We start from the raw sequence: 26,376 nt of genomic DNA on the forward strand, positions 1-26,376 counted from the left end.
GGGTCGCGCTTGGGGGCGCGCTTCACAGCTTCCCGTTATCCGGACGCCGCCGTCCGCTGCGAGAATCGAACCCATGTCCGTCCTCGCGAAGCTCAGCATGCGCAACCGCGCCCTCATCGCGCTCATCACCGTCGTCGTCGCGATCTTCGGCGGCCTCGCGCTGAACGGGCTGAAGCAGGAGCTGGCGCCGTCGATCCAGCTGCCCCAGCTGTCGATCATCACGGCCTACCCGGGCGCGTCGCCCGACGTCGTGAACGCGGATGTCTCGACCCCGATCGAGACCGCGATCCAGGGCATCACGGGGCTCGAGTCCACGTCGACCACGAGTTCCACGGGCGTGTCGCGCGTCGTCGCGAGCTTCACGTTCGGCACCGACCTCGCGTTCGCCGAGCAGAAGCTGCTGTCGTCGGTGAACCGGATCGCGCCGACCCTGCCCGACGACGTCGATCCGCAGGTCATCGCGTTCAGCTTCGACGACCTGCCGGTCCTGGCGGTCGCCGTGACCGGCGCCGAGGACGTGTCCACGCTCTCCGACGAGCTCACCAGGACGACCCTGCCCGAGCTGCGCGACATCGACGGCGTGCGCGACGCCGCCCTCGTCGGCGACCGGGGGCAGCGCGTCGTCATCACGCCCGACGTCGCCGAGCTCGCCCGGTACGGGCTCACGACGCAAGCGATCCGCGACGCGCTCCAGCAGAACGGCGCGCTGCTCCCCGCGGGCCAGATCACCGAGGGCGACTCGACCTTCGCGGTGCAGGCCGGCACCCGACTCGGCAGCGTCGACGACGTGAGCGCGCTGCCCCTCGTCGGCGCCACCGAACAGCAGCCGGTGCCCGGCGCGACGCCGCCGGACGGTGCACTTCCCGACGGCACCGTGCCCGACGGGACCGGAGCGGGCACGGGCGCCGACGGGACCGACGGCACGGGCGCGACGGACGGCACGACCGGGTTCCCCGGATCCGACGGCACGACGGCCACGGTCGCCGTGCCCGTCGCCGTCACGATCGGCGACGTGGCATCCGTCGAGCTCACCGAGAACCCCGAGACGAGCATCTCGCGCGTGAACGGCGAGTCGGCGCTCGCGATCTCCATCACCAAGCTGCCGTCGGCCAACACCGTCGAGGTCTCCAACGCGGTCGCCGCGGCGCTGCCCGACCTGCAGGCCTCGCTCGACACGACGAACCCCGGCACCGAGTTCACCGTGGTGTTCGACCAGGCGCCGTACATCGAGCACTCGATCGAGTCGCTCGCCGTCGAGGGACTGCTCGGTCTCGTCTTCGCCGTGCTCGTGATCCTCGTCTTCCTGATGTCGGTGCGGGCGACGCTCGTGACCGCGATCTCGATCCCGACCTCGGTGCTCATCACCTTCATCGGCCTCCAGGCCGCCGACTACACGCTGAACATCCTCACCCTGGGCGCGCTCACGATCTCCGTCGGCCGCGTCGTCGACGACTCGATCGTCGTCATCGAGAACATCAAGCGCCACCTCGTCGCGGGCGTCGACAAGGCCGCGACCATCGTGCACGCCGTGCGCGAGGTCGCCGGCGCGATCACCGCGTCCACGATCACAACGGTCGCGGTGTTCCTCCCGATCGCGCTCGTCGAGGGCGTCACCGGCGAGCTGTTCCGGCCCTTCTCGCTGACCGTGACGATCGCACTGCTCGCGTCGCTCCTCGTGTCGCTCACGATCGTGCCGGTGCTCGCGTACTGGTTCCTGAAGCCCGCGAAGCCGCGCAAGGGCCAGACCGAGGCGGATGCCGCGGCGGAGGCCGCGTTCGTCGACGAGGTGCGGGTCGCGCCTGAGCCCGCCGCGGGCGCGACCGGTGCGCCGTCCGCCCTCTCGAGCGAGGACGTCTGGCTCGCACCCGAGTTGCGCGACGTGGACGGGCCGACCGGGCGCCGGGCGCCGTCGACGGCCTCGGCCGTTCCTCCCGCCGAGGCGGCCGGCGTCTCCTCGGCACCTGCGAGGTCGACGGGATCGGTCCCACCGCAGGACGAGCTCGAGCATCCGTCGCGCCTGCAGAAGGGCTTCCTGCCGATCCTCTCGTGGACGCTGAAGCACTCCGCCGTGACCATCGTCGTCGCCGTGCTCATCCTCGGCGGCACGGTCGCGCTCGCGCCGTTCATGAAGACGAACTTCCTCGGCGACAGCGGGCAGAACACGTTCCGGGTCACGCAGGAGCTGCCCGTCGGCTCGAGCCTGGAGTACATGGCGGCGGCGTCCGAGCCGGTCGAGGAGACCATCCGCGGCGTCGAGGGCGTCGAGACGGTGCAGGCCTCGATCGGCACCTCGACCGGCGGCGGCGCACTCGCCGCGTTCGGCGGCGGCGGGACCACCGTCGCCTACAACGTCACGACCGACGAGGACGCCGACCAGCTCGCGCTCCAGGAGGAGGTGCGGGCCGAGCTCGACGACCTCGACGACGTCGGCGAGATCACGCTCGCCGCGCAGAGCGGATTCGGCGCGTCGAGCGACATCGATGTCGACATCACGGCCGCGAACGAGACGGACCTGCGCGCCGCGACCGACGCGGTGGTCGAGGAGCTGTCGGGCCTCGACTCGCTCACGCAGGTCACGTCGAACCTCGAGGCGTCGCAGCCGTACGTGGCGATCGAGGTCGACCGCGCCGCGGCTGCCGAGGCGGGCTACTCCGAGGTCGCCCTCGGCACGGTCGTGTCGGCCGCCATGCAGCCGCAGTCGGCCGGATCGATCGTGATCGACGAGCAGACCCTGACGATCTACCTCGCCTCCGATGAGCCGCCGTCCTCGCTCGACGCCCTCCGCGCGCTCGAGGTGCCCACGCCGACCGGCGCGGTGCGCCTCGACGAGCTCGCCACGGTCGAGCAGGTCGAGGGACCGTCATCCGTCACCACCGTGCAGGGACTGCGCAGCGCGACCGTGGCCGCGACCCCCGCGGGCGACGACCTCGGCACCGCGAGCGCCGACGTCCAGTCCGCGGTCGCCGCGGTCGACCTCCCCGACGGCACGTCGGCCTCGCTCGGCGGCGTCACGGCCGACCAGCAGGAGTCGTTCTCGCAGCTCGGGCTCGCGCTCCTCGCGGCGATCCTCATCGTCTACGTGGTGATGGTCGCGACGTTCCGGTCGCTGCTGCAGCCGCTGCTGCTGCTCGTGTCGGTGCCGTTCGCCGCGACGGGCGCCATCCTGCTGCAGGTCGTCACGGGCATCCCGCTCGGCGTGGCGTCGCTCGTCGGCGTGCTCATGCTCGTCGGCATCGTCGTCACCAACGCGATCGTGCTCATCGACCTCGTGAACCAGTACCGCGACCGGGGCATGACCGTGCGCGATGCGCTGCTGCACGGTGCCTCGAGGCGTCTCCGACCCATCCTCATGACCGCGCTCGCGACGATCTTCGCGCTCCTGCCGCTCGCGCTGGGCATCACCGGCAGCGGCGGCTTCATCTCGCAACCGCTGGCGCTCGTCGTGATCGGCGGCCTCCTGTCGTCGACCGTGCTGACGCTGCTCGTGCTGCCGTCGCTGTACGACCTCGTCGAGGGCGGGCGCGAGCGTCGGCGCGAGAAGCGGGCCGCGAGGGCGGCTGCCGCGACTGAGGAGCCGACTCCGGCGCCCGCGATGGCGGGGGGTGCACCGGCCGTCGCCGCGGAGCGCCCGGAGCGCGGCGCCGACGGCTCCGGCACGGCGCGACCGGCCGACGGAGGGTCGTCCGGCGACCCCGGTCGGACGGACTCGGCGTCGGACGCCGGTCCCGATCCGGACGCCGGCGGCGACCCTGACGGCAGCGGCGACCTCGACGCCGGCCCGAAGCCCGTCAGCTGACCGGCTCCACCGCCTCGAGCCGCACGATGACCGCCTTCGAGACCGGGGTGTTGCTCTCCTCGGCGGCGCTGGCGAGCGGCACCAGCACGTTCGCCTCCGGGTAGTACGCGGCGGCGCAGCCGCGCGCCGTCGGGTACGCCACGAGGCGCTGGTTCGCCAGGCGCCGGTCGGGCTCGCCCGGCCACTCGCTGACGACGTCGACGCGCTGCCCGTCGGCGAGGCCGAGCTCGGCCAGGTCGTCGGGGTGCACGAACACCACGTCGCGCCCCTTCCGGATGCCGCGATAGCGGTCGTCCAGGCTGTAGATGGTCGTGTTGAACTGGTCGTGCGAGCGAAGGGTCTGCAGGATCAGCCGACCCGGCGGCCGCTCGAGGTGCTCGAGTTCGTTCACCGTGATCATCGCCCGGCCGGTGGCCGTGTCGAAGCGGCGCTCGTCGCGCGGGCGGTTCGGCAGGATGAAGCCGCCCTCGCGGCGCACGTCGTCGTTGAAGGACTCGAATCCGGGCACCACGCGCGCGACGCGGTCGCGGATCAGGTCGTAGTCGCGCTCGAACCCGCGCCACGGGATGCCGTGGCGGTCACCGAGCGTCGCCTCGGCGAGCCGGCACACGATCGCGACCTCGGAGAGCAGGCCCGGGGCGACGGGCGGGATCGCGCCGTGGCTCGCGTGGACCGCGCACACGCTGTCCTCGACCGACACGAACTGCGGGCGGCCGTCCTGCAGGTCGACCTCCGTGCGGCCGAGGGTCGGCAGGATGATCGCCTCCTCGCCCGTGACGACGTGCGAGCGGTTGAGCTTGGTCGAGACCTGGACCGTGAGCCTCGCGCCGCGCATGGCGCGCTCCGCGGCATCCGTGTCGGAGATCGCGCCGACGAAGTTGCCGCCCATGGCGATGAAGACCTCGATGTCGCCGCGCTGCAGGCCCTGCACGGCCTGCACGGCGTCGGTGCCCTCCCTGCGCGGCACGGGGAAGCCGAACTCGGCCTCGAGCGCCGCGAGGAATCGCTCGGGCATCTTCTCCCAGATGCCCATCGTGCGGTCGCCCTGCACGTTGCTGTGCCCGCGGATGGGGGAGGCGCCCGCGCCGGGCCTGCCGATGTTGCCGCGCAGCAGCAGGAGGTTCACGATCTCGCGGATCGTCGGCACGGCCTTCTTCTGCTGCGTGAGGCCCATCGCCCACGTGATGATGACGCGGTCGGCGGCGAGGTAGTCGGCCGCGAGCGCGTCGATCTCGTCGACCGCGAGGCCGGTCGCAGCGGCGACGGCCGCCTCGTCGAGGTCGGCGAGGTGCGCTCGGAACGCCTCGAGCCCCGACGTGTGCGCGTCGAGGAAGTCGTGGTCGAGCACGGTGCCGGGCGCGGCGTCCTCGGCGTCGAGCACGCGCCTGGAGACCGCCTGAAGCAGGGCCATGTCGCCGCCCGAGCGGATCTGCAGGAACCGGTCGGCGATCGCCGTGCCCTTCCCGAGGATGCCGCGCACCTTCTGCGGGTTCCGGTAGCGGATGAGTCCGGCCTCGGGCAGCACGTTCACGCTCACGACGCGCCCGCCCGCCCGTTTGGTCTCCTCGAGGGCGGTGAGCATGCGCGGATGGTTCGTGCCCGGGTTCTGCCCCATGACGATGACGAGGTCGGCCTTCGCGAAGTCGTCGTAGTGCACGGTCGACTTGCCGATGCCGATCGTGGAGATCAGGGCCGTGCCCGTCGACTCGTGGCAGAGGTTCGAGCAGTCTGGCAGGTTGTTCGTGCCGAAGGCGCGCACGAACAGCTGGTAGAGGAACGCGGTCTCGTTCGAGGTCCGCCCGCTCGTGTAGAACGCCGCCCGGTCGGGGGAGTCGAGCGCGTTCAACCGGTCGGCGATGATCCGGAACGCGCCCTCCCAGGAGATCGGCTCGTAGTGGTCGGACCCCGCGGGCTTGTGCACGGGCTCGGTGAGCCGGCCCTGTTGGCCGAGCCAGTACTCGCCGCGGCCCTGCAGCGACGTCAGCGAGTGCTCGGCCCAGAACTCGCGGGGCACGGTGAGCGGCGTCGCCTCCCACGTCGTCGCCTTCATGCCGTTCTCGCAGAACTCGAGCACGTTGCGGTGGCTGGGATCGGGCCACGCGCAGCTCATGCAGTCGAAGCCGTCCTTCTGGTTGATCGCGAGGGCGAGCCGCGCGGTGCGCGAGAGCCCCATCCGCGCGAGCGCGGGCTCCATGGAGTGCAGGATCCCCGGCACGCCCACGGCCCAGTCCTTGGGGTGGCCGACCTCGAGGTCGGGATACGCCTCCGGCGCCGGCTCGACCATCAGCTCGCCTCCGCCCTGGGGGATGCCGCGGAGCGCTGATCGACGACCGCCGACTCGTCGATGCGCTCCGCGCCCGCGTACACGACCATCGATTCGCCGCGAAGGAAGCCGACCAGGGTGAGACCGGATGCCGCAGCGTGCTCGACGGCGAGCGACGACGGCGCCGACACGGCGGCGAGCACCGGGATGCCGGCCATGGTCGCCTTCTGCGCGAGCTCGAAGCTCGCGCGCCCCGAGACCTGGAGGACCGTGCCGCGGAGCGGCAGCAGCCCCTCGCGGGCGGCCCAGCCGACGACCTTGTCGACGGCGTTGTGGCGCCCCACGTCCTCGCGTAGCACGAGCAACTCGCCAGTCCACCCGTCGAACAGCGCGGCCGCGTGCAGGCCCCCGGTGCGTTCGAAGACGGCCTGCCCGGCGCGCATCCGGTCGGGGAAGCCCGCGAGCCGTTCCGGGGAGAGCCGCAGGTCGTCGCCGGCCACGTCGTAGGCCGAGCGCGTCCGTACGGCGTCGATGCTCGCCTTGCCGCAGACGCCGCACGAGCTCGTCACCGTGAAGTTGCGTTCGGTCGAGGCGTCCGGGGAGGGCACGCCCGGTGCGAGGCCGAGGTCGAGCACGTTGTAGGTGTTCTCGCCCGGCGCGCCGCAGTGGATGGCGGCGGCGACCTGGTCGCCCCGTGCGACGACGCCCTCGGAGACGAGGAAGCCCGTGGCGAGGTCGACGTCATGCCCGGGCGTGCGCATCGTCACCGCGAGCCGCCGCCCGCCGACCCGGATCTCGAGCGGCTCCTCGACCGCGAGGTGGTCCTCGCGCCGGGAGGTCGCGCCCCCGACGGTGATGCGTGCGACCCGCGTCCTCGCGGTGATCCTGCCCATGCGTCCTGCCTACCACGCCGCCCCGTGCGCCGCGCGATCTAGGGTGAACCCGTGGGCGTGGTCGATGCGGTGATCCTCATGGGCGGTCGCGCCGAGCGGCTCGGCGGCATCGCGAAGGGCGACCTCCGGGTCGAGGGGCGCACGCTGCTCGAGCGCGTGGTCGACGCCGCCGCGGTGGCCCGCGGCCGCGTCGTGGTGGGCGAGGTCGGTGCCTCGCAGTTGCCGTCCGGCGTGGTCGTGGTGCGGGAGGAACCGGCGTTCTCAGGGCCCGCCGCCGCGGTGGCGGCCGGGGTCGCGGCCCTGCCGCCCGGCACGGACGGCGACGACGCGGTGCTGCTGCTCGCGGGCGACCAGCCGCATGTCGACGAGGCGATCGCGCCGCTGCTCGCGGCGCTGGCGGGAGCGGATGCGGCCGCGGTCGACGGCGCGCAGGCGGTCGACGAGGGCGGGCGGGCGCAGTACCTGACGAGCGTCGTCCGCCGCCCGGCGCTCGAGGCGGCGATCGTCGCAGCAGGGCCGCTCGAGGGCGCGTCGATGCGAGGATTGGTCGCCGCGTTGCGCCTGGTCGGCGTGCGACTGCCGGCACGGGCCACGATGGACGTGGACACGTGGGCCGATGCGCGCGCCGCCGGCGCGACGGGCGGCGCGGGCGGCGGCGACGGGGCGACCGGCGGTGACGACGCGACGGGCCGCACGACGGAGGGAGCGACGACATGAGCGACCGGGACGACCTGCACCTGGTGCTGGCCGAGTGGGCCGACCGGGTGCGCGCGGAACTGGACATCGCGGACGCACCCCTCGACCTCGACGGGGTGCTCGGCGTGGCCGGCGTCGCCGCGCACGCGGTGGTCCGGCCCGCCGCGCCCGTCACGACGTACCTCGCGGGCTACGCCGCCGGCGTCGCCGCGGCCGCCGGGGCCGATCCCGCGTCGGCCGCCGCCGACGTGCTGGAGCGCCTGCGCCGGCTCGCCGGCTCGTGAGCCCGCCCGTCGCCTGGGACGACGCGCGCGAACTCGCGCGGTCGGCCGCGCCCGCGCCGGGGATCGAACGCGTGCCGCTCGGCGACGCGCTCGGGCGCGTGCTCGCCGAGTCGCTCGACACCCCGATCCGGTTGCCCCACTTCGCGTCGGCGGCGATGGACGGCTGGGCGGTGCGCGGGCCTGCGCCATGGCGTCTCCGGGTGACCGGCACGGATCAGGCGGCATCGTTCGACCGGCCGCCCGCGCTCGCCGGGAGCGAGGCCGTGGAGATCGTGACGGGCGCCCCGGTCCCCGACGGCACCGAGGCCGTGCTCCGGGTCGAGGCCGGCAGGGTCGCCGGCGGCATCCTCGAACCCGTCGGCGAAACGGGTCGGCACGACGTCGAGGCGCGACGCCACGTGCGCCCGGCCGGTGCGGAGGCGGAGATCGGGGATCGGCTCCTCGTGGCCGGAACGGTGCTCACGCCGCCGCGCATCGCACTCGCCGCGGCGGCCGGGGCCGACGACCTCGCCGTCCGGGCGCGGGTCCGCGTCGCGCTCGTCCTCACGGGCGACGAGGTCGTCGAGTCGGGGGTGCCGGGGCCCGGGCGGGTGCGCGACAGCTTCCGCGTCGCCCTCCCGGCCGCGCTCCGCGAACTCGGGGGCGACGTCGTCGCGGTGCATCGCATCGGCGACGACGAGGAGGCGACTCGGGTGGCGCTCGCGGCCGACGACGTCGACCTCGTCGTGACCACGGGCGGCACGGGGCGATCGAGCGCCGATCACGTGCGCGGGGCGCTCGCCGCCTCCGGTGCGGAGCTGGTCGTGCGGGGCGTGGCGATCCGGCCCGGCGGCCCGACGCTGCTCGCGCGGATGCCGGATCGGCTCGTGCTGGGCCTGCCCGGCAACCCCCTCGCGGCGCTGCTCGGCCTCGTGGCCCTCGGCGCGCCGCTGCTCTCCGCATGGACGGGGACGGAGGTCGCGGGCCGCACCGTCGTCGCCGCGAGCCCGCTGCCGGGCCGTGCGCGCTCGACGGGCCTCGTTCCCGCGACGCTCGCCGGCGGGGAGGCGACGCCGGTCGCCCACCTCGGCTCGGGCATGCTGCGCGGCCTCGCGGCCGCGGACGTGGTGCTCGTCGTGCCGCCGGAGGGCGTCGCGGCCGGCGGAACGGTGCCGGCGCTGCCGCTGCCTTGGTCCGGTTGAACGCGAGCGCCCCGGCTCCGTCGGCGCGCCCCCGTGTCGGCGCCGGGTGCGATGATCGGGACATGGAGCGCACCGATCGCGACGTCGACGCCGTCCTCGCGGCCCTCGAGGGCGAGCGGGCCGACGCGATGCGCGAGCTCGATCGCCTCATCGCCGCCGAGTTCGCCGGGCTCGAGCGCGTGCTCTGGCAGGGCGTGTTCTGGGGCGGCACCGAGCAGTCCATCATCGGCTACGGCGCGATCACCCAGCCCCGTCCGAGGGGCGGGTCGGTCGACTGGTTCCTCGTCGGGCTCGCCGACCAGGCGAAGCACCTGAGCATCTACGTGAACGCCGCCGAGGACGGTGGCTACCTGGTCCAACGGCACGCATCCGAGCTCGGGCGCGTGAAGGTCGGCTCTGCCGCGATCGCGGTGCCGAGCCTCGATCGACTCGACCTCGACGCGCTCACCCGGGTGCTCCGCCGAGCGAGGGAACTCACGCCCGACGTGCGGTGACGCCCGGTCGGAGCGGCCGCCGGCGCGGTTCGTCCGCGGTTCACCGAAGCTTCACCCTCCCGTCGCACCGTGCCCACCCCGCGGCACGCGCCGACTCCGTACGGTCGTTGCATGTCCACCGAGGTGCCGCTCCACGAGCGGGTGCACGACACCCTGCGCGAGCGCATCGGACGCGGCGACTGGTCCGCGGGCATGCGGCTGCCGAGCGAGGCGGCGCTGTGCCGCGAGTTCGGGACGAGCCGTGGTCCGGTGCGCCGGGCGCTCGCCGTGCTGCGCGAGGAGGGGTACGTCGTCGGGGGTCGCGGGCGACCGCCGCTCGTCGGACGCGTCGTGCCGACGCAGCCGTTCTCGACGTTCACGTCGTTCACCGAGTGGGCTCGCGCGATCGGCCGCGAACCCGGCCAGCGGACCCTCGAGGCCGGAACCCGGCCGGCTCCCTCGACCGTGGCCGGCTTCCTCGGGCTCGACGAGGGCGCGACGGTCACCCAGGTCGTGCGCGTGCGCCTCCTCGACGGCGTGCCCACGATGGTCGAGCGCAGCTCGTTCCCGCCCGAGATCGGCGACCTGCTCGATGACCTCGACAGCGATCGCGGGTCGCTGCACGCGCACCTCGTGTCGCGCGGGGTCGACCTGCGCCGGGCGCGGCACACGATCGACGCGGTCGCCGCCAACCCGCTCGACTCCGAGGCGCTCGAGGTCGGCGCCGGCAGCCCGCTCCTCCGCGAGCGCCGGATCACCTTCGACTCCGCGCGCCGGCCGCTCGCCTACGCCGACGACCGGTACCGCCCCGAACTCGCGACCTTCACCATCGAGAACGAGGTCGACCGCCGCACGCCGCTCACGCGATCGCACCCCACCGAGGCGGTGCGATGATCACGCTGGCCGTGCTGGCATACGAGGGTGCGGTGGTCCGACGGGCCACGGATGCCGCGGCGCCGCCGCTGCTCGTCAAGGGCGTCGAGTCGACGCTCGCCGAGCTGCGTCGGCGGGGCGTGCGCGTCGTGCTCGCGTGCGAGGGGGAGCACCGGTTGGCGCTCGACGCGCTCGCGCGCCTCGGCTGGTCGGTGTCCGGCGACCTGCGTGCGCCGCGGACGGTCGACGCCGTCGTCGCGGTCGACGACGTGGCATCGGCTCCGCCCGCGCCGTTCGTGGTGCACCACGCCATGGAGCTCGCCGGCACGCTCGACGTGCGCCAGGTGCTCGTCGCCGGCGACTCGATCGCGATGCTCGAGGCGGGGCGCTCGGCCGGGGCCGGGTGGGTCGTCGGCGTGCTGAGCGGCGCCGCCCGTCGGCCGGAGCTCGCGTCGGCGGTGCACGACGCGATCCTCTCCGACGTCAACGACCTCGTCGCACTCGCGGTTCCCGCGGCTCCGGCGCGCTGAATCGAGGGGGCGTCCCGCCTCAGCCCACGTGCGGTCCGAGCGGCGTGCCCTGGTGGAAGAGCATCCGCGGCCGGTCGCCGGCGATCCGCCAGAGCGAGCTCCGACGACTCCGCATGCCGTCGGCGTCGAGCGTGTAGGTCAGCAGCGCGAGGTCGGGTGCCACGAGCTCGACGTGCTCGCCGGTGACCACGGCCGACTGCACGTCGACCGCGTCGGGCCCGGTCATGACGTCGATGAGCTCGTCCCGCGTCCACAGCCGCCCGCTCCGGCCGATCTCGCGGAAGGACTCGTGGAGCAGGTCCTCGAGCGCCGCGGGGTCCCGCCGGGTCTCGGGTTCGAGCAGTCGGCGTTCGGCTCCGGTCACGAGCACGGCGATGGACTCGGCTTCCATGCCCGTGAGCCTACGCCTCGATCCTCCTGCGTTCCGACCGCGGCCAACCGACCGCGGCAGGCGGCTGCGGGTCGTTCGGCCGTTGCGCCCCGCCGGCGCGCGTGCGCACGATGGAGCATGGCGACCCCCCGCGACTTCGACCCGGCGTGCGAGGATCCGGTCGAGGTCGCCGGGCGCCTCGGGGTCGACCCGGAGACCGGGCTCGACGGGGGCGAGGCGGAGCAGCGGCTCCACGCGCACGGGCCCAACGAGCTCCGGGAGGCCCGTCGGGTGCCGTTCTGGCGCCGCGTCGTCGCGCAGCTCGCCGACCCGCTGATCCTGCTGCTGCTCGCCGCGGTCGTCGTGTCGGTCGTGGCGTGGCTCATCGAGGGGGCGCACGGCTGGCCGATCGACGCGCTCGTGATCCTCGCGATCATCGTGCTGAACGCCGTGCTCGGGCTCGTGCAGGAGTCCCGCGCCGAGCGCGCGGTCGCGGCGCTCGCCGTGATGACGCGCGCCCACTCGACGGTGCTCCGCGACGGCGAGCTCCGGACCGTGACGAGCGACGCCCTCGTGCCGGGCGACGTGCTCGCGCTCGCCGAAGGCGACCGGGTCGGCGCCGATGCGCGGCTGGTGCGCGCCAACGCGCTGCGCGTCGCCGAGGCATCCCTCACCGGCGAGAGCGAGCCCGTCGAGAAGGACCCGGCGACGCTCGATCATCGAGTGCCGCTCGGCGACCGGCGCGACATGGTGTTCGCCGGCACCGCGGTCAGCCGAGGCACCGGCCGCGCGATCGTGACCGAGACGGGCATGGCGACCGAGATGGGCGCGATCGCGACCATGCTCGACGAGACGGTCGAGGAGCCGACACCGCTGCAGGTCGAGGTCGCGCACCTCGGCCGCCTGCTCGGCCGGATCGTCATCGCGATCGCGATCGTCGTGATGCTCACCGTGACCATCGTCCAGGGGGTCGACACCCCCTCCGGCTTCGTGACCGTGCTGCTGCTCGGCGTCTCGCTCGCGGTCGCGGCCGTGCCCGAGGGCCTCCCGGCGATCATGTCGCTCGTGCTCGCACTCGGCGTGCAGCGGATGGCGCGCCGGAACGCCGTCGTCAAGAAGCTCTCGAGCGTCGAGACGCTCGGGTCGGCGTCCGTCATCTGCACGGACAAGACGGGCACGCTGACCACCAACCAGATGACGATCCAGCGCATCGTCACCGCCTCGGGCGTCGTCGACCTCGGCGGCGTCGGCTACGCGCCGGTGGGCGCCGCGACCGTCAGGGGGGGCGAGCTCGCCGACGGTCCGCTCCGCACCGAGGCGCAGCTCGTGCTCGGCGCGGGGTCGCTCGCGAACGACGCCCAGCTCGCCGAGCGCGACGGCGCCTGGGAGATCGAGGGCGACCCGACCGAGGCGGCATTCCTCGTCGCAGCCCGGAAGATCGAGGGCACGGCCGAGGAGGCGGCCCGATACGGTCGCGTGGGCGAGGTGCCGTTCAGCTCGGAGCGCAAGATGATGTCGACCGCGCACCGCCACGAGGGCGGCGACGTCGTCGTGCTCAGCAAGGGCGCGCCCGACGTGCTGCTGCAGCACTGCACGCGCCTGCAGGTCGGCGACCGGATCGTGCCGCTCGATCCGGTGCGCCGCGCCCACGCGCTGGCGGAGATCGAGACGCTCTCGGAGGAGGCGTTCCGCACGCTCGCGGTCGCCTACCGGCCGGCGCCCGAGCTCGCGGCCGGGCTCGCGGTCGACACGGCGCAGGCGGATGCCGCGGGGCCCGACGAGATCGCCGAGGAGGACCTCGTCTACGCGGGCGTCGTGGGCATCATCGACCCGCCCCGGCCCGAGGTGCGACCCGCGATCGCGGAGGCGCGCGCCGCCGGCATCCGCGTGGTCATGATCACCGGCGACCATCCGGCGACCGCGGCGCGCATCGCTCGCGACCTCGGCATCATCGGCGAGGACGGCATCGCCCTCCCCGGTGCGCGCCTCGACGGCATGGACGACCGGCAGCTCCGCGACGCGGTGCGGACGGTGTCGGTGTTCGCCCGCGTCGCGCCCGAGCACAAGCTCCGCATCGTCGACGCGCTGCAGGCCGAGGGTCTCGTCGTCGCGATGACCGGCGACGGCGTGAACGACGCGCCCGCGCTGAAATCGGCCGACATCGGGATCGCGATGGGCATCACGGGCACCGAGGTCGCCAAGGAGGCGGCGAAGATGGTGCTCGCCGACGACGACTTCGCGACCATCGTGCACGCGGTCCGGGAGGGCCGGGTGATCTTCGACAACATCCGCAAGTTCCTGCGCTACCTCCTCTACTCGAACATGGGCGAGGTGCTCACGGTGTTCCTCGGCGTCGTGTTCGCCGGGGCGCTCGGCTTCGCGGGCGCCTCCGACGAGGCGATCGTGCTGCCGCTCCTCGCGACGCAGATCCTCTGGATCAACCTGGTGACCGACTCGGGCCCCGCGCTCGCGATGGGCGTCGACCCCGAGGTCGACGACGTCATGGCGCGGCCGCCGCGCGGCCTGCACGATCGCGCGATCGACGTCGGCATGTGGATCGGCATCGCGACCACGGGCGTCGTGATCGCCGTCGCGACGCTGCTGACGATGGACGCGTTCCTGCCGGAGGGGTTGATCCCCGGCGGAACCGACACGTTCGAGACCGCGCGCACGGCCGGGTTCACGACGCTCGTGTTCGCTGGGCTGTTCACGGCGTTCAACGCGAGGTCGGCGACGTCGAGCGCGTTCCGGTCGCTGTTCGCGAACCGCTGGCTGTGGGGCGCGGTCGCGGTCGCGGTGGCGCTGCAGGTCGCCGTCGTGTCGTGGGCGCCGCTGCAGGTCGCCTTCGGCACGGCGTCGTTGGATGCCGCGCACTGGGCCGTCTGCGTCGCGATGGCGTCGTCGGTGCTCTGGGTCGAGGAGCTGCGCAAGCTCGGCATCCGAGCGATCGCGCGTCGGCGCGCGGCGCGCGCCTCCGGCCCAGGGGCGGCGGACGCGAGTGTCGGAGCACGGGCGTCCGGGATCGCAGACACCCGCCCGCGTTGACCCGTGGGCCCGCGGCATCAGTGGTCGCTATCGTCGGCAGCATGACCGAGGCTGCCGCACTCTCGCACGATCCGCTCTGGCCGAGGGCGGGCGACTGGCCGGCGATCGACGCGATGGCGGATGGCGCGCGCGCCGCGCTCGCGATCCTCGGCGTCCCCGCGTGGCGGACCTCGCTGTCCCCCACCGCGGCGCACGCGACGCCCGCCGCGATCCGCGCCGCGCTCCGGCGCTACAGCCCGGCGCTCGTGCCCGATCGCTCGCGGGACTCGCTCACCTCCCCGCTCGCCGGCGGGATCGACCTCGGCGAGCTCGACCTCGTCGACGCCGGCGACATCGACGAGCCCGACGGGGAGGCGGGAGAGGCCCGCACGCGCGCCCGCGTCGGCGAGGCGCTCGCCCGGTCGGAGGCGCTGCTGGCGCTCGGCGGCGACAACTCGGTCACGTTCGCGACGGCGCTCGGCGCGTGGGGCGCCGACCTCGACACGGCCGGGCTCGTCACCATCGACGCGCACTACGACCTGCGAGACGGCGTCTCCAACGGCTCGCCCGTGCGACGCCTCATCGAGGCGGGGCTGGACCCGAGCCGCATCGTGCAGATCGGCATCCAGGACTTCGCCAACTCGGCCGCCTATGCGCGCCGCGCGGCCGACCTCGGGATCACGGTGATGCACCGCAACGAGCTGCACCATCGGCTCCCGCACCTGGCCATGGCGGAGGCGCTCGAGATCGCCGGCGCCGCCGGCGGCCCGGTCCACCTCGACGTCGACGTGGACGCGTGCGACCGGTCGGTGGTGCCCGCGTGCCCCGCCTCGGTGCCCGGCGGCCTCGCGGCGTGGGAGCTCCGCGCGCTCGTGCGCGCCGCGGCCTCCGACTCCCGGGTGCGCAGCGCCGACCTCGTCGAGATCGACGCGACCGCCGACTCCGCCGACGGGCGCACGGTCCGCCTCGCGGCCCTCTGCGTCCTCGAGTTCGCGGCCGGCGTCGCGCTCCGCCTGGCGCCCGGCCCCGAGGAGCCGACCGGGGTCGGCGCGGCGTAGCGGCGCCTCTCGCCGCGCTCCCTCCGCAGTGGCAGACTCGGCCCCATGAAGACCCTCGTGCTCGTGCGCCACGCCAAGTCGGCGTGGGGCGATCCGGCGCTCGCCGACCACGACCGACCGTTGAACGACCGGGGGCGGCGCGACGCCCCCGAGATGGCGGGCCGGCTCCGCGAACGCGGCGTCGTCCCCGAGGCGATCCGCTCCAGCACCGCGCTGCGGGCCCGGACCACCGCGGAGGCGATGGTCGCCGCGCTCGAGCTGCCCGCCGACGTGCTCGAGCTCGACGAACGCCTCTACGGCGCCGGGCCGGACACGATCCTCGGCGTGGTCGCCGAGCTCGGCGAGGAGGTCGGCACCGCGATGGTCGTGGCGCACGACCCGGGCATGTCCGACCTCGCCTACCGGCTCTCGGGCGAGATCGAGCACATGCCCACCTGCGCGGTCGCGGAGTTCCGGTTCGCGGTGTGGTCGTGGTCGGAGATCCCGGACGCCGCCGCGGTCGCGGTGCACCTCGACACGCCGCACTGACGACGGCCCGGCCCGCGGCCTAGTCCTCCGACGTCGCGAGCATTCTGCGCACGTACGCCGTCGCGGGTGCCGCGGCGAGTTCCTCGAGCGTGCCCCGCTGCGTCACCCGCCCCGCCTCGAGCACGAGGACGTGGTCGGCGAGGGTCGCGGCATCCGCCCTGCTGTGCGTGACGACGACGGTCGCGCCGCCGAACTCGCGCACGTGCTGGGCCAGCTCGGCGCGCATGTCGTGCCGGAGCTCGACGTCGAGCGCCGACATCGGCTCGTCGAGGAGGAGCACCTCGGGCTCGGCCGCGAGCGCCCTCGCGAGCGCCACGCGCTGGGCCTGCCCGCCCGACAGCTCGCCGGGCAGCCGATCGGCGAGTGCGTCGAGGCCGTATCGGGCGAGCCAGGGCTCGGCGGCGGCCCGGGCGACGTGCCGCGACCCGCGCATGCGGGCGGCGAAGGCGACGTTGTCGCGCACCGTGAGGTGGGGGAAGAGCACGTAGTCCTGGAACAGCACGCCCACGCGCCGCCGCTCAGGGGGGAGGCGGTCGACGTCGCGGGAGCCGATCCGCACGCGTCCGGCGTCGATCGGGACGAGCCCCGCGATCGCGGCGAGCAGGGTGGACTTGCCGGCGCCGTTCGGCCCCACCACGGCGAGCGGATGCCCGGGCCGCGCGTCCAGCGTCGCCACGACGCGATGCGCGCCGCGCGTGACGGCGACCTCTGCGTGCAGGGCGGGCCGCACGGCGCCCGGCCGTGGCTCCGGCGTCGGCGTCGCCGCGCTCACCCGCGCACCCCCGGCAGCCAGCGATCCCGCAGCAGCAGCAGCACCCCGACGGACACGGCGAGCAGCAGCAGCGCGAGCGCGATCGCCTCGTCGGGATCGGTCTGCATCGCGAGGTAGCTCGCGATCGGGAGGGTTCGCGTGACGCCCGGCAGCGACCCGGCGAAGGTGATGGTCGCGCCGAACTCGCCGAGCGCCCGCGTGAAGCAAAGCACGGCCCCCGCGGCCACGCCGGGCGCGACGAGGGGCAGCGTGACGTGCCGGAAGACCTGCCACCGCGACGCGCCGAGGGTCGCCGCGGCCAGCTCCGTGCGCCGGTCGGTCGAGCGGAGCGCGCCCTCGACCGCGAACACGAGGAACGGGAGCGCGACGAACACCTGGGCGAGCACGACGGCACCGGTCGTGAACGGCACGGTGATCCCGAACAGGTCGTCGAGTGCGCTCCCGATGACACCCCGGCGGCCGAGCAGGAGGAGCAGGGCGATCCCGCCGACCACGGGCGGCAGTACGAGCGGCACGGTCACGGCCGCCCGGAGCAGCCTGCGAGCGAGGGTCGGCCACGCCGCCGCGCGCGCGACGAGGACGGCGAGCGGCACCCCGAGCACGAGGCAGGCCCCGGTCGCCAGGATCGCTGTGCCGAACGAGAGCACGAGCGCCTCGAGCACCGACTCGCGGGCGAGCAGCCCGCCGAGCTCGCCCCACGGTGCGCGCGCCACGAGCGCGACGAGCGGCAGCACGAGGACGGCGAGCCCCACGCCGGCGAGCACGGCGACGGGCCAGGCGAGACCGCCGAACGGGCGGGTGCTTCGCCGACCCTTCGGCGCGTGCGGTTCCGCCGGCCGCACGGTCACGGCGCGCCGAACCCGAGGCGGTCGAGCGCGGCGCGGCCCTCCTGGCCGGTCACGAAGGCGGCGAAGGCGGCGGCGGCCGCCGGATGCGGTGCGTCGGCGAGCGCGGCGATCGGGTAGCGGTTGACGACGGATGCCGCGGACGGCACCTCGACGCCCTCGACCGCCTCGCCGGCCTCGGCCGCAGCGTGCACGTCCGTGCGGTACACGAGCCCCGCGTCGACCTCGCCCAGCGCGACCTTGGTGAGCACGGCCTTCACGTCGGATTCGAGCGTGTCGGGCGCCGCGGTCACGCCGTCCTCGTCGAGCAGCGTCGCAGCGGCCGCGCCGCAGGGCACGCTCTCGTCGCACAGCGCGATCCGGAGGTCCGGGCGCGCGAGGTCGGCCAGTCCGGTGAACCCCGCCGGATTGCCCGCGGGCACGGCGAGTTCGAGGGTGTTCGTCGCGAAGACGGTGGCGTCGTCGGCGCGCGAGGCGTCGACGACCGCCGCCATCGGCGGTTCGGCGGCGGCGGCGAAGACGTCGGCCGGAGCGCCCGCGACGATCTGCTGCGCGAGTGCCGCACTGCCGCCGAGGTTCAGCACGACCTCGACCTCGGGATGCCGGTCCTCGAAGCGGTCGGCGAGGTCCTCGAACGCCTCGGTGAGCGACGCCGCCGCGAACACGGTGAGCGCGCCGGGCTCGACGTCGTCGGCGGTCGACGCACCCGCCCCACCGGGGCCGGGATCGGCGGGACCGCCCGCTCCGCCCGAGCACGCGACGAGCACGCCGGCCATCGCGGCGGCGAGGGCGCCGGCTGCGACGCGGGGGCGGAGCATCCGTCGCCGTGCCGCTCGGGGGCCTGGGCTCACGCCTCGACCCCGCCCGGGAGCTCGATCGAGACGATCGTCGCTTTCGCGCTCGCCGCGGCGAGCACGCCGGGCTCGAGCCCGAGCTCGTCCGCGGCCTCCCGGCTCATGAGCGAGACGATGCGGAACGGACCCGCGCGAAGCTCCACCCGGGCCATCACGCCATCGCGCTCGACGGCCGTGACGAGGCCCACGAACCGGTTGCGCGTCGAGGCGCGCGCGAGCGGGAAGGCCTGTGCGAGCGCGCCGCCGTCGGGCTCGTCGCCGAGCAGCCGGACGAGCTCGGACCCCGCGACCATGCGCATGCCGTTCGGGCCGCGTTCGAGTTCGAGGCGACCCGCGTCGGCCCACCGCCGAACGGTGTCGTCGCTCACGCCGAGCAGGGCCGCGGCCTCGCTGATGCGGAAGGAGTTCATGATCCGTTCCGCGGATGCGTCACCATTCTCCGAGACTACCCGCAGGTGCGGAAGCGGTCCAGCGCGCCCGCCGACCGTCGCGCCGCGCTCGGCGGCTCACGCTCCGTGCAGCGTCCGGTACCGCTCCGCATCGATGGCCATCACGCGCTCGGTGCCGTCGTTCCGCGCCTCATCGAAGCCGAGCCGTTCCGCGAGCGCCTTCGACGCCGCATTGCCGATCGTCATGTGCGCCTCGGCCACCGTTGCCCGCAGTCGGTCGAAGGCCAACCCGAGCATCGCGAGGCCCGCCTCGGCGGCGTACCCCTCGCCCTGCCACCGCGGCCCGATCACCCAGCCGACGTCGAGCCGGCGCGCCCCCGGTTCGAGCGTGCGCAGGTGCAGCGACGCGTCGCCGATCAGCCGATCGTCGAGGACGACGGCCAGGGCCAGGAAGTCGTCCTGCTGCTCCAGCCGCGTGTGGTGCGTGCGGTTGAGCAGGTGCACGAACGACTCCGCCCGCGTGCGCAGCGGCCACGAGAGGTGCTCGACCACGGCCGGATCGGACTGCAGTTGGTACCAGGCGGCGGCGTCGGCCAGCCGATGCGGGCGGAGCGTGAGGCGTTCGGTGACGAGGACAGGGGAGCGGACGCCGTCCGGGATTCGCGGTCCGCGCAGGAAACGCGGACGCTGCGGGACGAGGTCGCGGAGCAGGCGGACCACGTCGGTCGACCCGTCCCGCCCGGCGCCGGGCGGTGCTCCTGTCGTTCGGCTCATCGAGGCCCCCTCATCACGCTCCCGCATCCGTCCACGCCGCGCAAGACCGAGATCGGGTCGTCTCGCGGCGGTGGGACCGCGGCACCCCGACGACACGGTCCGGCTCCGACGCTAGGCGGCGTTCCTGTGAGGATGACAGGGATTGCCTGTGCCGCCCCGATGGCCTAACCCTGCTGCGAGAATCGAGCCATGCCCCTCGATCCCGATGCGCCGCGGTTCTCGCGGCAGCGCGTCCTCCCGGGGATGGGTGCGGCGGGACAGCGCCGACTCGCCGGAGCCCACGTCGTCGTCCTCGGCGCGGGCGGACTCGGCAGCGCCGTCATCCCCGCGCTCGCCGCAGCGGGCGTCGGCCGCCTCACGCTCGTCGACGACGACGTCGTCGAGCCCACGAACCTCCACCGGCAGACGCTCCACCACGACGCCGACGTCGGCCGGGCCAAGGTCGACTCGGCGACGGATGCCGCGCGGCTCCTCGGGCCCGGGGCCGCCGTGCGGGCGGTGCGCGCGCGGTTCGATGCGCGGAACGCCGACGACCTGCTGGCGGACGCCGACCTCGTGGTCGACGGCACCGACGACATCCTCACCCGGTACGTCGCCGACGACGCGGCCGCACGCGCCGGGATCCCCCTCGTCTGGGGCTCGGCCGCGAGGTTCTCGGGACAGGTCGGGGTGTCGTGGGAGGCGCGCGGCGTCTCGTACCGCGACCTGTTCCCGGAGCCGCCGGCCGACGCGGGCCTCAGCTGCGAGGTCGACGGCATCCTGCCCACCGTGTGCACCGTGACCGGCGGGCTGATGGCGGGCGAGGTGCTGAAGCTGCTCGCGGGCATCGGGGAACCGATGCTCGGACGCGTCGCGGTCTACGACGCGCTCACGGGCCGCACGCGCGAGATCGCCTTCGCGCGTGCGGAGGACGTGTCACGCGCGGCGGTCGCGTCGGCGGCGCCCACCGCGCCCCCCGCCACCGCAGCACGCGACGAGCCGACCGTGTCCGCCACGCCGGGCGAGGTCGACGCCATCGCCCTCGCCGCGGAGCTCGACTCCGACGCGCCCCCGCAGCTGCTCGACGTGCGCGAGCCGTGGGAGGCAGACCTCGTCGCGATCGAGGGCTCGATCCTGATCCCGCTGCACGAGCTCGGTGCCCGCACAGGCGAACTCGACCCCGCGGCACCCCTGGTCGTGTACTGCCACCTCGGCGTGCGCTCGAGGCTCGCCGCCGAGCACCTCATCGGCGCGGGCTTCGCCGAGGTGCGGAACCTGACCGGTGGCATCGACGCGTGGTCGATCGCCGTGGACCCGGAACTGACGAGGTACTGATGACGCGCATCCCGTTCGACGAGCACGCCCGGTTCGTGCGGTCCCTGCTGGCCCCGCTGGGTGCCCGGCCGACCGAGCGCATCGCGGTGGGCGACGCGCTCGGGCGCATCACCGCCTCGCCCGTCGAGTCGCCGATCGACCTGCCGCCGTTCCGGAACTCGCAGATGGACGGCCTCGCGGTGCGGGCGGCCGACGTCGCCGGCGCTCCCGTCGAACTCCCGGTCGTCGGCGAGTCCGCGGCGGCGCCTGGCGAGGTCGCGCCCCTCGCGGCCGGCACCGCGGTGCGGATCATGACGGGCGCACCCGTGCCCGACGGCGCGGACGCGGTCGTGCCGGTCGAGGACACCGAGGCCGTCGACGGCTCCCGGTCGATGCGCGTCCTCCGTGCCCGCGCGTCGGGCGAGTACGTCCGCGAGGCCGGCTCCGACCTCCTCGCGGGCGCCGACGTGCTGGCCGCCGGCATCCGCCTGGCACCGCGCCACCTCGCTGCCGCCGCCGCGTCGGGGCTCACGGAGATGCTCGTGCGCGAGCGCGTGCGCGTCGCCGTCGTGAGCACCGGCAGCGAGCTGGTCGAACCGGGCACGCCGCTCGGACCCGGCGAGCTGCCCGACGCGAACGGCATCGCACTGCGCTCCGCGGTCGACGCGTGCGGCGCGGTCGTCGTGCACGCGGGTCGCGTCCGGGACGACGTCGACCGCCTGCGCGCCGAGCTCGACGCCGCCGTCGATGCGGGCGCCGAGCTCATCCTCACGAGCGGCGGCATCTCGAAGGGCGCCTACGAGGTGGTGCGCGAGCTCATCGAGCCGCTCGGCGCGTGGGTCGGTTCGGTCGCGATGCAGCCCGGCGGCCCCCAGGCGACCGGGGTCTACCGGGGGGTGCCGCTCATCGCCTTCCCGGGCAACCCGGTCAGCGCCCAGCTCTCGTTCGCGCTGTTCGTCGCGCCGTCGCTCCGGGCCGTCGCGGGCCTACCACCGGCTCGCACCGAGCGGATGCCGCTCGCGGAGGCCGTCCGCTCGGTCCCCGGGAAGCGGCAATTCCTCCGCGGGGACCGGACCGAGGACGGGCGCGCACGACCGGTCGGTGGTCCCGGGTCGCACCTCGTCGCCGCGCTCGCCGTCTCCGAGTTGCTCATCGTGATCCCCGAAGAGGTCGAGGCGCTGGCGGCCGGCGACGAGGTCGATACCGTGTACCTATGAGCGAGGGTCCTATGAGCGAGCTCACGCACCTCGACGACGACGGCCGCGCGCGTATGGTCGACGTCGGCGGCAAGCCGGTGACGCGGCGCGTCGCGATCGCCGAGGGTCGACTCGACACGACCGCCGAGGTCGTCGCGCTCGTGCGGTCGGACGGGCTGAAGAAGGCCGACGTGCTGCCGACCGCGCGGATCGCCGGCATCTCGGCGGCCAAGCGCACGAGCGAATTGATCCCCCTGGCGCACATCGTGCCGCTCGACGCCGTCTCGATCGACTTCGGCTTCGAGGAGACCGCCGTCACGATCCGCGCGACCGCGTCGACGACGGGCCGCACGGGGGTCGAGATGGAGGCACTGACCGCGGTGGCCGTTGCCGGTCTCACACTGCACGACATGGCCAAGGCCGTCGACCCGGCGGCGCGGCTCGGCGGGATCCGGCTCGTCGAGAAGCGCGGCGGCAAGCGCGGCGTCTGGCGAGCGGATGCCGCGGCGTCGCCCGAGACCCCGGCCGAGCCCCCTGCGACGGATGCCGCGGGCGCGCGCCGGGCGATCGTGCTCGTCGCCTCGACGCGCGCCGCCGCCGGCACCGCCGACGACACGACCGGGCCGGTGATCGCCGGATGGCTCGGCTCGCGCGGATTCGACGCCGCCGCGCCGCGCGTGGTCGCGGACGCCGACATCGCGGACGCGCTCCGCGCCGCCGTCGACGAGCAGCCGGCCGTGATCCTCACCACGGGCGGCACGGGCGTCAGCCCGACGGACCGGACGCCCGAGGCGACGCACGCCGTCCTCGACCGTGAACTGCCCGGCGTCGCCGAGGCGATCCGCACCGCGGGTCGCGCCGCGACCCCGACCGCGGCGCTGAGCCGCGCGATCGCGGGCGTGGCCGGCCGGACGATCGTCGTGAACCTCCCCGGATCCCGCGGCGGCGTGGCCGACGGCCTCGCGGTGCTCGACGAACTGCTCCCGCACCTCGTCGACCAGGTCGCGGGCGGCGACCACGCCGGGCGGCCGATCGCGGGCGCGGTCGGCGACGAGCCGGTCGGGGAGTCCGAGCGCATGGAGCACGGGGGAGCACCGCATGCCTGAGCAGGGCCGGCAGCCACCCGGCGCCGCGACGCCCGGCGCCGGGCCCGAGGTCTACGCCGTCGTCACCGAGCGCGAGCTCGACCGCGCGGCCGTGGAGGCCTTCGTGCTCTCGCGGCGCGACGGCGCGCTCGTGACGTTCGAGGGCGTGATCCGCGACCACGACCATGGCGAGTCGGTCTCGGCGCTCGACTACTCGGCGCACCCCGACGCCGAGCGGTTCCTCCGCGAGACGTGCGCCGAGGTCGCGCGTGAGACCGGCCTCTCCGTCGCCGCGGCGCACCGCGTCGGCCCGCTCGGGATCGGGGACGTCGCCCTGGTGGCATCCGTCGCCGCTCCGCACCGCGCCGAGGCGTTCGCGGCGTGCGCGCTCCTCGTGGACCGGATCAAGGAGCGCACGCCGATCTGGAAGCGGCAGCACCTCGCGGGCGGCGCGACGGAGTGGGTGAACCTCTGACACGTCGCTTGCGCCCCTGACGGCGGCACGGCACGATCGGGGCATGGCGACGGGCCTGCTCGAGCGAGCGCCGGAGGGGAGCGCGCTGCGGGCGGCCGCGCTCGAGGCGCGGGGCGGGCGCGGCCGGGTCGTGCTCGTCCACGGCGAGGCGGGCATCGGCAAGACGAGCCTCGTGGAGTCGCTGCGCGCCGACCCGCCGGCCGGGACGCGCGTGCTCGTCGGCGCGTGCGACGCGATGACCACGCCGCGCACGCTCGGCCCGCTGCGCGACCTCGCGCCGGACGTCGGTGAGGCGCTCCGCTCCGCACTGCGCGGCGGCGAGCGCGAGGACGTGTTCGCCGCGCTCCAGGACGAACTGGCCGGCTCGCCCGGCACGATCCTCGTGATCGAGGACCTGCACTGGGCCGATGAGGCGACGCTCGACGCGCTGCGCTTCCTCGGCCGCCGGATCGACCGGCTCCCGGCGGTGCTCGTGCTCACCTACCGCGACGAGCTCGACCGGGACCATCCGCTGAACCGGCTCCTCGGCGACCTCGGGCACGGCGACCGCATCGAGCGGATGCCGCTCGGGCGGCTGTCGCCCGCGTCGGTCGACGCGCTCACCGAGGGCAGCGGGCTCACCGGAGGCCGCGTGTACGAGCTCACCCGCGGCAACCCCTACTTCGTCACCGAGCTGGTGGCCTCGGCCGATGCCGACGGCGTGCCGCCGACGGTGGTCGATGCGGTGACCGGCCGGCTACGGAGGCTCGACCCGGCCGAGCAGGACGACGTGGAGCAGCTCGCCGTCATGCCGGCGCTCGTGGGCCCGGACCTGCTGGCGCGACTGGTCTCCGGCGGCCCGGGCGCGCTGCGGGCCGCCGAGGAACGCGGCCTGCTGTCCGTCCGCCCCGAGGGCGTGCAGTTCCGCCACGAGCTCACGCGGCGCGCCGTCGTCGATGGCCTGCCGGCGTCGCGGCGCATCGAGCTCGAGCGTCTCGCGCTCGCCGCACTCCTCGCGTCCGGCAGCGACGACGCCGCACGGATCGTGCACCACGCGATCGAGGCGGGCGACGGCGAGGCGATCGTCGAGTGGGCGCCGCGCGCCGCGCAGGACGCCGCCGCCTCGGGAGCGCACCGCGAGGCCGTCTCGCACCTGCGGGCGGCCCTGGCGCACGCCGACCGGTATGCGGCGGCCGAACTCGCCGAGCTGACCGAGCAGTACGCCGTCGAGTCGTACACGCTGGGCGCGGCGGTCGAGGCGGCCGACGTGCAGGCGACCGCGGTCGAGCTCCGGCGCCCGCTCGGCGACGCCGTCCGGCTCGGAGCCAGCCTGCGATGGCTCTCGCGACTGCAGTGGATGGCGGGCCACCGCGCGGACGCCGAGGCGGCGGCGGAGGAGGCGATCGAGGTGCTGGCGGCTGCGGGCGACCGCGGCACGCTCGCGCTCGCACTCAGCAACCGGTCGCAGCTCGCCCTGCTCGTGCACGACTGCGAGCGGGCGCGTGACATCTCCGCGGAGGCGATCGCGATCGCCCGGGAGGCGGGCGACCGGGCCGTGCTCTCGCACGCCCTGAACAACCACGGCACGGCGATCATGCAGCTCGGGGACGACGCGGGCATGGCGGAGCTCGCCGAGTCGGCCGAGATCGCCCTCGCCGACGGCGACATGGAGAACGCGTCGCGCGCCCTCGCGAACCTCATCTGGATCCTCCTGGACGAGTACCGACTCGACCTCGCCGAGGAACGGCTGTCGCATGCGCTGGACGTGGCCGAACAGGCGGAGTTCATCGGCATGGCGCTCTACCACCGGGTGGAGCAGGCGCGGCTCGACCTGGCACGCGCGCGATGGGACGACGCGCAGGCGACGATCGACACGCCCGCGACGGTGCCGCACTCGCGGTGCGTCGGCCTCTACGTCGGCGGACTCGCCCGGCTTCGACGCGGCGACGGGGACGTCGACCCGCTCCTCGACGAGGCGTGGGAGATCGCCGCGGGCATCGGCGAGATCCAGCGCACCGGGCCCGCCGGGGCGGCGCTCGCCGAGGCCGCCCTCCTGCGCGGCGACCCGGAGCGGGCGCGCGAGATCGCGGCGCCGCTGTTCGCGGAGGCGCACCGACGCCGCGCCCACGGCGTCGACGCGGAGCTCGCCTACCTGCTGCGCGCGTCGGGCGCGCCCGTGGAGGCGCGGGCGGACGACGAGCACCCGTTCGCCGTGCAGGCTCGCGGCGACTGGCGGCGCGCCGCCGACCTGTGGCACGAGCTGGGGTGCCCGTACCACGAGGCGCGCGCGCTGGCCGAGAGTCCCGACGACGCCGACCTGCTCGAGGCACTCGCGATCCTCGACCGCATCGACGCGCGGCCGCTCGCGCGGATCGTCCGGGCCGACCTCCGCGACCGTGGCGTGCGGAACGTACCGCGTGGGCCGTCGACCGGCACGCGCCGCAACCCCGTGGGGCTCACCGACCGCCAGGTCGACGTGCTCCGCCTGCTCGCCGACGGCCTCACCAACGCCGAGATCGCGGAGCGCCTCGTCGTCTCGGTGCGCACGGTGGACAGCCACGTCGCGGCCGTGCTCGCGAAGCTGGGCGTGTCGTCACGCCGTGACGCGGTCCGCGAGGCACGCGCCCTCGGGCTCGTCGACGCGTCCGACGCGTCCGACGTGTCGGACGTGTCGGACGTGTAGGCGGTGCATCCGGGCCCCGGTGATGCGGGGATGCCCGCCGGCATGATCTCGGTACCGCGCCG

At 74.8% G+C, this 26,376-nt stretch carries 23 protein-coding genes; 15 read left to right on the forward strand and 8 right to left on the reverse strand.

Features of this window, described 5'->3' with window-relative positions:
• Nucleotides 1–73 precede the first annotated feature (73 nt).
• Nucleotides 74–3,796, forward strand: a complete 3,723-nt coding sequence (locus ABME02_RS07665; protein WP_353814682.1) for an efflux RND transporter permease subunit — start codon at nt 74–76, stop codon at nt 3,794–3,796.
• Here ABME02_RS07665 and ABME02_RS07670 read toward each other — a convergent pair.
• Complete coding sequence (locus tag ABME02_RS07670; protein WP_353814683.1) at nt 3,789–6,080, reverse strand: FdhF/YdeP family oxidoreductase; 2,292 nt, start codon at nt 6,078–6,080, stop codon at nt 3,789–3,791. The two genes, ABME02_RS07665 and ABME02_RS07670, sit on opposite strands and share 8 nt — an antisense overlap.
• Nucleotides 6,080–6,952, reverse strand: a complete 873-nt coding sequence (gene fdhD, locus ABME02_RS07675; protein ID WP_353814684.1) for a formate dehydrogenase accessory sulfurtransferase FdhD — start codon at nt 6,950–6,952, stop codon at nt 6,080–6,082. Before fdhD ends, ABME02_RS07670 begins: the two co-directional genes overlap by 1 nt.
• Before the next feature lie 51 nt (nt 6,953–7,003).
• On the opposite strand from fdhD, the gene mobA reads away from it, so the two are divergent.
• From mobA to ABME02_RS07705, 6 genes are all read left to right on the forward strand, one after another.
• On the forward strand, nt 7,004–7,669 hold the full coding sequence (mobA, locus tag ABME02_RS07680; RefSeq protein ID WP_353814685.1) for a molybdenum cofactor guanylyltransferase: 666 nt from the start codon (nt 7,004–7,006) through the stop codon (nt 7,667–7,669).
• A complete protein-coding gene (locus ABME02_RS07685) occupies nt 7,666–7,932 on the forward strand; it encodes a DUF6457 domain-containing protein (protein WP_353814686.1) in 267 nt (88 codons plus the stop codon). The genes mobA and ABME02_RS07685 overlap by 4 nt, the downstream gene beginning before the upstream one ends.
• Nucleotides 7,929–9,113 carry a molybdopterin molybdotransferase MoeA gene (locus tag ABME02_RS07690; RefSeq protein ID WP_353814687.1) on the forward strand — a complete coding sequence of 395 codons (1,185 nt, stop codon included), beginning with the start codon at nt 7,929–7,931 and terminating at the stop codon, nt 9,111–9,113. The genes ABME02_RS07685 and ABME02_RS07690 overlap by 4 nt, the downstream gene beginning before the upstream one ends.
• Before the next feature lie 62 nt (nt 9,114–9,175).
• Nucleotides 9,176–9,607: a hypothetical protein gene (locus ABME02_RS07695; protein ID WP_353814688.1), complete on the forward strand. Its 432-nt coding sequence runs from the start codon at nt 9,176–9,178 to the stop codon at nt 9,605–9,607.
• Between the two features lie 111 nt (nt 9,608–9,718).
• On the forward strand, nt 9,719–10,480 hold the full coding sequence (locus ABME02_RS07700) for a GntR family transcriptional regulator (protein ID WP_353814689.1): 762 nt from the start codon (nt 9,719–9,721) through the stop codon (nt 10,478–10,480).
• Nucleotides 10,477–10,989: an HAD family hydrolase gene (locus tag ABME02_RS07705; RefSeq protein WP_353814690.1), complete on the forward strand. Its 513-nt coding sequence runs from the start codon at nt 10,477–10,479 to the stop codon at nt 10,987–10,989. The genes ABME02_RS07700 and ABME02_RS07705 overlap by 4 nt, the downstream gene beginning before the upstream one ends.
• Nucleotides 10,990–11,008: 19 nt before the next feature.
• Here ABME02_RS07705 and ABME02_RS07710 read toward each other — a convergent pair whose 3' ends face one another.
• Nucleotides 11,009–11,380: a nuclear transport factor 2 family protein gene (locus ABME02_RS07710; protein ID WP_353814691.1), complete on the reverse strand. Its 372-nt coding sequence runs from the start codon at nt 11,378–11,380 to the stop codon at nt 11,009–11,011.
• Nucleotides 11,381–11,497: 117 nt separating this feature from the next.
• On the opposite strand from ABME02_RS07710, the gene ABME02_RS07715 reads away from it, so the two are divergent.
• The 3 genes from ABME02_RS07715 to ABME02_RS07725 are packed head-to-tail and all read left to right on the forward strand — an operon-like array spanning nt 11,498 to nt 15,969.
• Nucleotides 11,498–14,404 carry a cation-translocating P-type ATPase gene (locus tag ABME02_RS07715; protein WP_353814693.1) on the forward strand — a complete coding sequence of 969 codons (2,907 nt, stop codon included), beginning with the start codon at nt 11,498–11,500 and terminating at the stop codon, nt 14,402–14,404.
• A 41-nt stretch (nt 14,405–14,445) separates the two neighbouring features.
• Complete coding sequence (locus ABME02_RS07720; protein WP_353814694.1) at nt 14,446–15,441, forward strand: arginase family protein; 996 nt, start codon at nt 14,446–14,448, stop codon at nt 15,439–15,441.
• 45 nt (nt 15,442–15,486) lie between these two features.
• Nucleotides 15,487–15,969 (forward strand): SixA phosphatase family protein, encoded by a 483-nt coding sequence (locus ABME02_RS07725; protein WP_353814695.1) that lies wholly within the window; start codon nt 15,487–15,489, stop codon nt 15,967–15,969.
• Nucleotides 15,970–15,988: 19 nt separating this feature from the next.
• On the opposite strand, the gene ABME02_RS07730 is transcribed toward ABME02_RS07725, so the two are convergent.
• The 5 genes from ABME02_RS07730 to ABME02_RS07750 form a co-directional block, all read right to left on the reverse strand.
• Nucleotides 15,989–16,741, reverse strand: a complete 753-nt coding sequence (locus ABME02_RS07730) for an ABC transporter ATP-binding protein (protein ID WP_353814696.1) — start codon at nt 16,739–16,741, stop codon at nt 15,989–15,991.
• Complete coding sequence (gene modB, locus ABME02_RS07735; RefSeq protein WP_436408245.1) at nt 16,738–17,589, reverse strand: molybdate ABC transporter permease subunit; 852 nt, start codon at nt 17,587–17,589, stop codon at nt 16,738–16,740. Before modB ends, ABME02_RS07730 begins: the two co-directional genes overlap by 4 nt.
• Entirely contained in the window at nt 17,586–18,404 is an 819-nt protein-coding gene (gene modA / locus ABME02_RS07740; protein WP_353814697.1) for a molybdate ABC transporter substrate-binding protein, read from the reverse strand. The genes modB and modA overlap by 4 nt, the downstream gene beginning before the upstream one ends.
• A gap of 29 nt (nt 18,405–18,433) precedes the next feature.
• Nucleotides 18,434–18,850: a TOBE domain-containing protein gene (locus tag ABME02_RS07745; protein WP_353814698.1), complete on the reverse strand. Its 417-nt coding sequence runs from the start codon at nt 18,848–18,850 to the stop codon at nt 18,434–18,436.
• A 96-nt stretch (nt 18,851–18,946) separates the two neighbouring features.
• Complete coding sequence (locus tag ABME02_RS07750; RefSeq protein WP_353814699.1) at nt 18,947–19,603, reverse strand: GNAT family N-acetyltransferase; 657 nt, start codon at nt 19,601–19,603, stop codon at nt 18,947–18,949.
• A gap of 189 nt (nt 19,604–19,792) precedes the next feature.
• On the opposite strand from ABME02_RS07750, the gene ABME02_RS07755 reads away from it, so the two are divergent.
• From ABME02_RS07755 to ABME02_RS07775, 5 genes are read left to right on the forward strand one after another with little or no spacing between them, the layout of a single operon-like run.
• Nucleotides 19,793–20,917, forward strand: a complete 1,125-nt coding sequence (locus tag ABME02_RS07755) for a HesA/MoeB/ThiF family protein (protein WP_353814700.1) — start codon at nt 19,793–19,795, stop codon at nt 20,915–20,917.
• The gene (locus ABME02_RS07760; RefSeq protein ID WP_353814702.1) at nt 20,917–22,113 is read left to right on the forward strand and encodes a molybdopterin molybdotransferase MoeA; all 1,197 of its coding nucleotides are present in this window, start codon (nt 20,917–20,919) and stop codon (nt 22,111–22,113) included. The genes ABME02_RS07755 and ABME02_RS07760 overlap by 1 nt, the downstream gene beginning before the upstream one ends.
• Nucleotides 22,110–23,198: a bifunctional molybdenum cofactor biosynthesis protein MoaC/MoaB gene (gene moaCB / locus ABME02_RS07765; protein ID WP_353814703.1), complete on the forward strand. Its 1,089-nt coding sequence runs from the start codon at nt 22,110–22,112 to the stop codon at nt 23,196–23,198. The genes ABME02_RS07760 and moaCB overlap by 4 nt, the downstream gene beginning before the upstream one ends.
• Nucleotides 23,191–23,652 (forward strand): molybdenum cofactor biosynthesis protein MoaE, encoded by a 462-nt coding sequence (locus ABME02_RS07770; RefSeq protein WP_353814704.1) that lies wholly within the window; start codon nt 23,191–23,193, stop codon nt 23,650–23,652. Before moaCB ends, ABME02_RS07770 begins: the two co-directional genes overlap by 8 nt.
• A 43-nt stretch (nt 23,653–23,695) precedes the next feature.
• On the forward strand, nt 23,696–26,314 hold the full coding sequence (locus ABME02_RS07775) for an ATP-binding protein (RefSeq protein WP_353814705.1): 2,619 nt from the start codon (nt 23,696–23,698) through the stop codon (nt 26,312–26,314).
• The last annotated feature ends 62 nt before the right edge of the window (nt 26,315–26,376 follow it).

The sequence above is a fragment of the Agromyces zhanjiangensis genome (assembly GCF_040496055.1).
Classification (GTDB): Bacteria; Actinomycetota; Actinomycetes; order Actinomycetales; family Microbacteriaceae; genus Agromyces; species Agromyces zhanjiangensis.

Excerpts from the sequence above, each read along its gene's own strand:
- ABME02_RS07720 (WP_353814694.1), top strand. The coding sequence starts at position 14,446 with ATGACCGAGGCTGCCGCACTCTCGCACGATCCGCTCTGGCCGAGGGCG.
- ABME02_RS07760 (WP_353814702.1), top strand. The coding sequence starts at position 20,917 with ATGACGCGCATCCCGTTCGACGAGCACGCCCGGTTCGTGCGGTCCCTG.
- ABME02_RS07705 (WP_353814690.1), top strand. The coding sequence starts at position 10,477 with ATGATCACGCTGGCCGTGCTGGCATACGAGGGTGCGGTGGTCCGACGG.
- ABME02_RS07710 (WP_353814691.1), bottom strand. The coding sequence starts at position 11,380 with ATGGAAGCCGAGTCCATCGCCGTGCTCGTGACCGGAGCCGAACGCCGA.
- ABME02_RS07725 (WP_353814695.1), top strand. The coding sequence starts at position 15,487 with ATGAAGACCCTCGTGCTCGTGCGCCACGCCAAGTCGGCGTGGGGCGAT.
- ABME02_RS07745 (WP_353814698.1), bottom strand. The coding sequence starts at position 18,850 with ATGAACTCCTTCCGCATCAGCGAGGCCGCGGCCCTGCTCGGCGTGAGC.
- ABME02_RS07665 (WP_353814682.1), top strand. The coding sequence starts at position 74 with ATGTCCGTCCTCGCGAAGCTCAGCATGCGCAACCGCGCCCTCATCGCG.
- ABME02_RS07670 (WP_353814683.1), bottom strand. The coding sequence starts at position 6,080 with ATGGTCGAGCCGGCGCCGGAGGCGTATCCCGACCTCGAGGTCGGCCAC.
- ABME02_RS07715 (WP_353814693.1), top strand. The coding sequence starts at position 11,498 with ATGGCGACCCCCCGCGACTTCGACCCGGCGTGCGAGGATCCGGTCGAG.
- modA (WP_353814697.1), bottom strand. The coding sequence starts at position 18,404 with ATGCTCCGCCCCCGCGTCGCAGCCGGCGCCCTCGCCGCCGCGATGGCC.
- ABME02_RS07685 (WP_353814686.1), top strand. The coding sequence starts at position 7,666 with ATGAGCGACCGGGACGACCTGCACCTGGTGCTGGCCGAGTGGGCCGAC.
- ABME02_RS07750 (WP_353814699.1), bottom strand. The coding sequence starts at position 19,603 with ATGAGCCGAACGACAGGAGCACCGCCCGGCGCCGGGCGGGACGGGTCG.
- ABME02_RS07755 (WP_353814700.1), top strand. The coding sequence starts at position 19,793 with ATGCCCCTCGATCCCGATGCGCCGCGGTTCTCGCGGCAGCGCGTCCTC.
- ABME02_RS07695 (WP_353814688.1), top strand. The coding sequence starts at position 9,176 with ATGGAGCGCACCGATCGCGACGTCGACGCCGTCCTCGCGGCCCTCGAG.
- moaCB (WP_353814703.1), top strand. The coding sequence starts at position 22,110 with ATGAGCGAGGGTCCTATGAGCGAGCTCACGCACCTCGACGACGACGGC.
- ABME02_RS07700 (WP_353814689.1), top strand. The coding sequence starts at position 9,719 with ATGTCCACCGAGGTGCCGCTCCACGAGCGGGTGCACGACACCCTGCGC.
- ABME02_RS07770 (WP_353814704.1), top strand. The coding sequence starts at position 23,191 with ATGCCTGAGCAGGGCCGGCAGCCACCCGGCGCCGCGACGCCCGGCGCC.
- ABME02_RS07775 (WP_353814705.1), top strand. The coding sequence starts at position 23,696 with ATGGCGACGGGCCTGCTCGAGCGAGCGCCGGAGGGGAGCGCGCTGCGG.
- fdhD (WP_353814684.1), bottom strand. The coding sequence starts at position 6,952 with ATGGGCAGGATCACCGCGAGGACGCGGGTCGCACGCATCACCGTCGGG.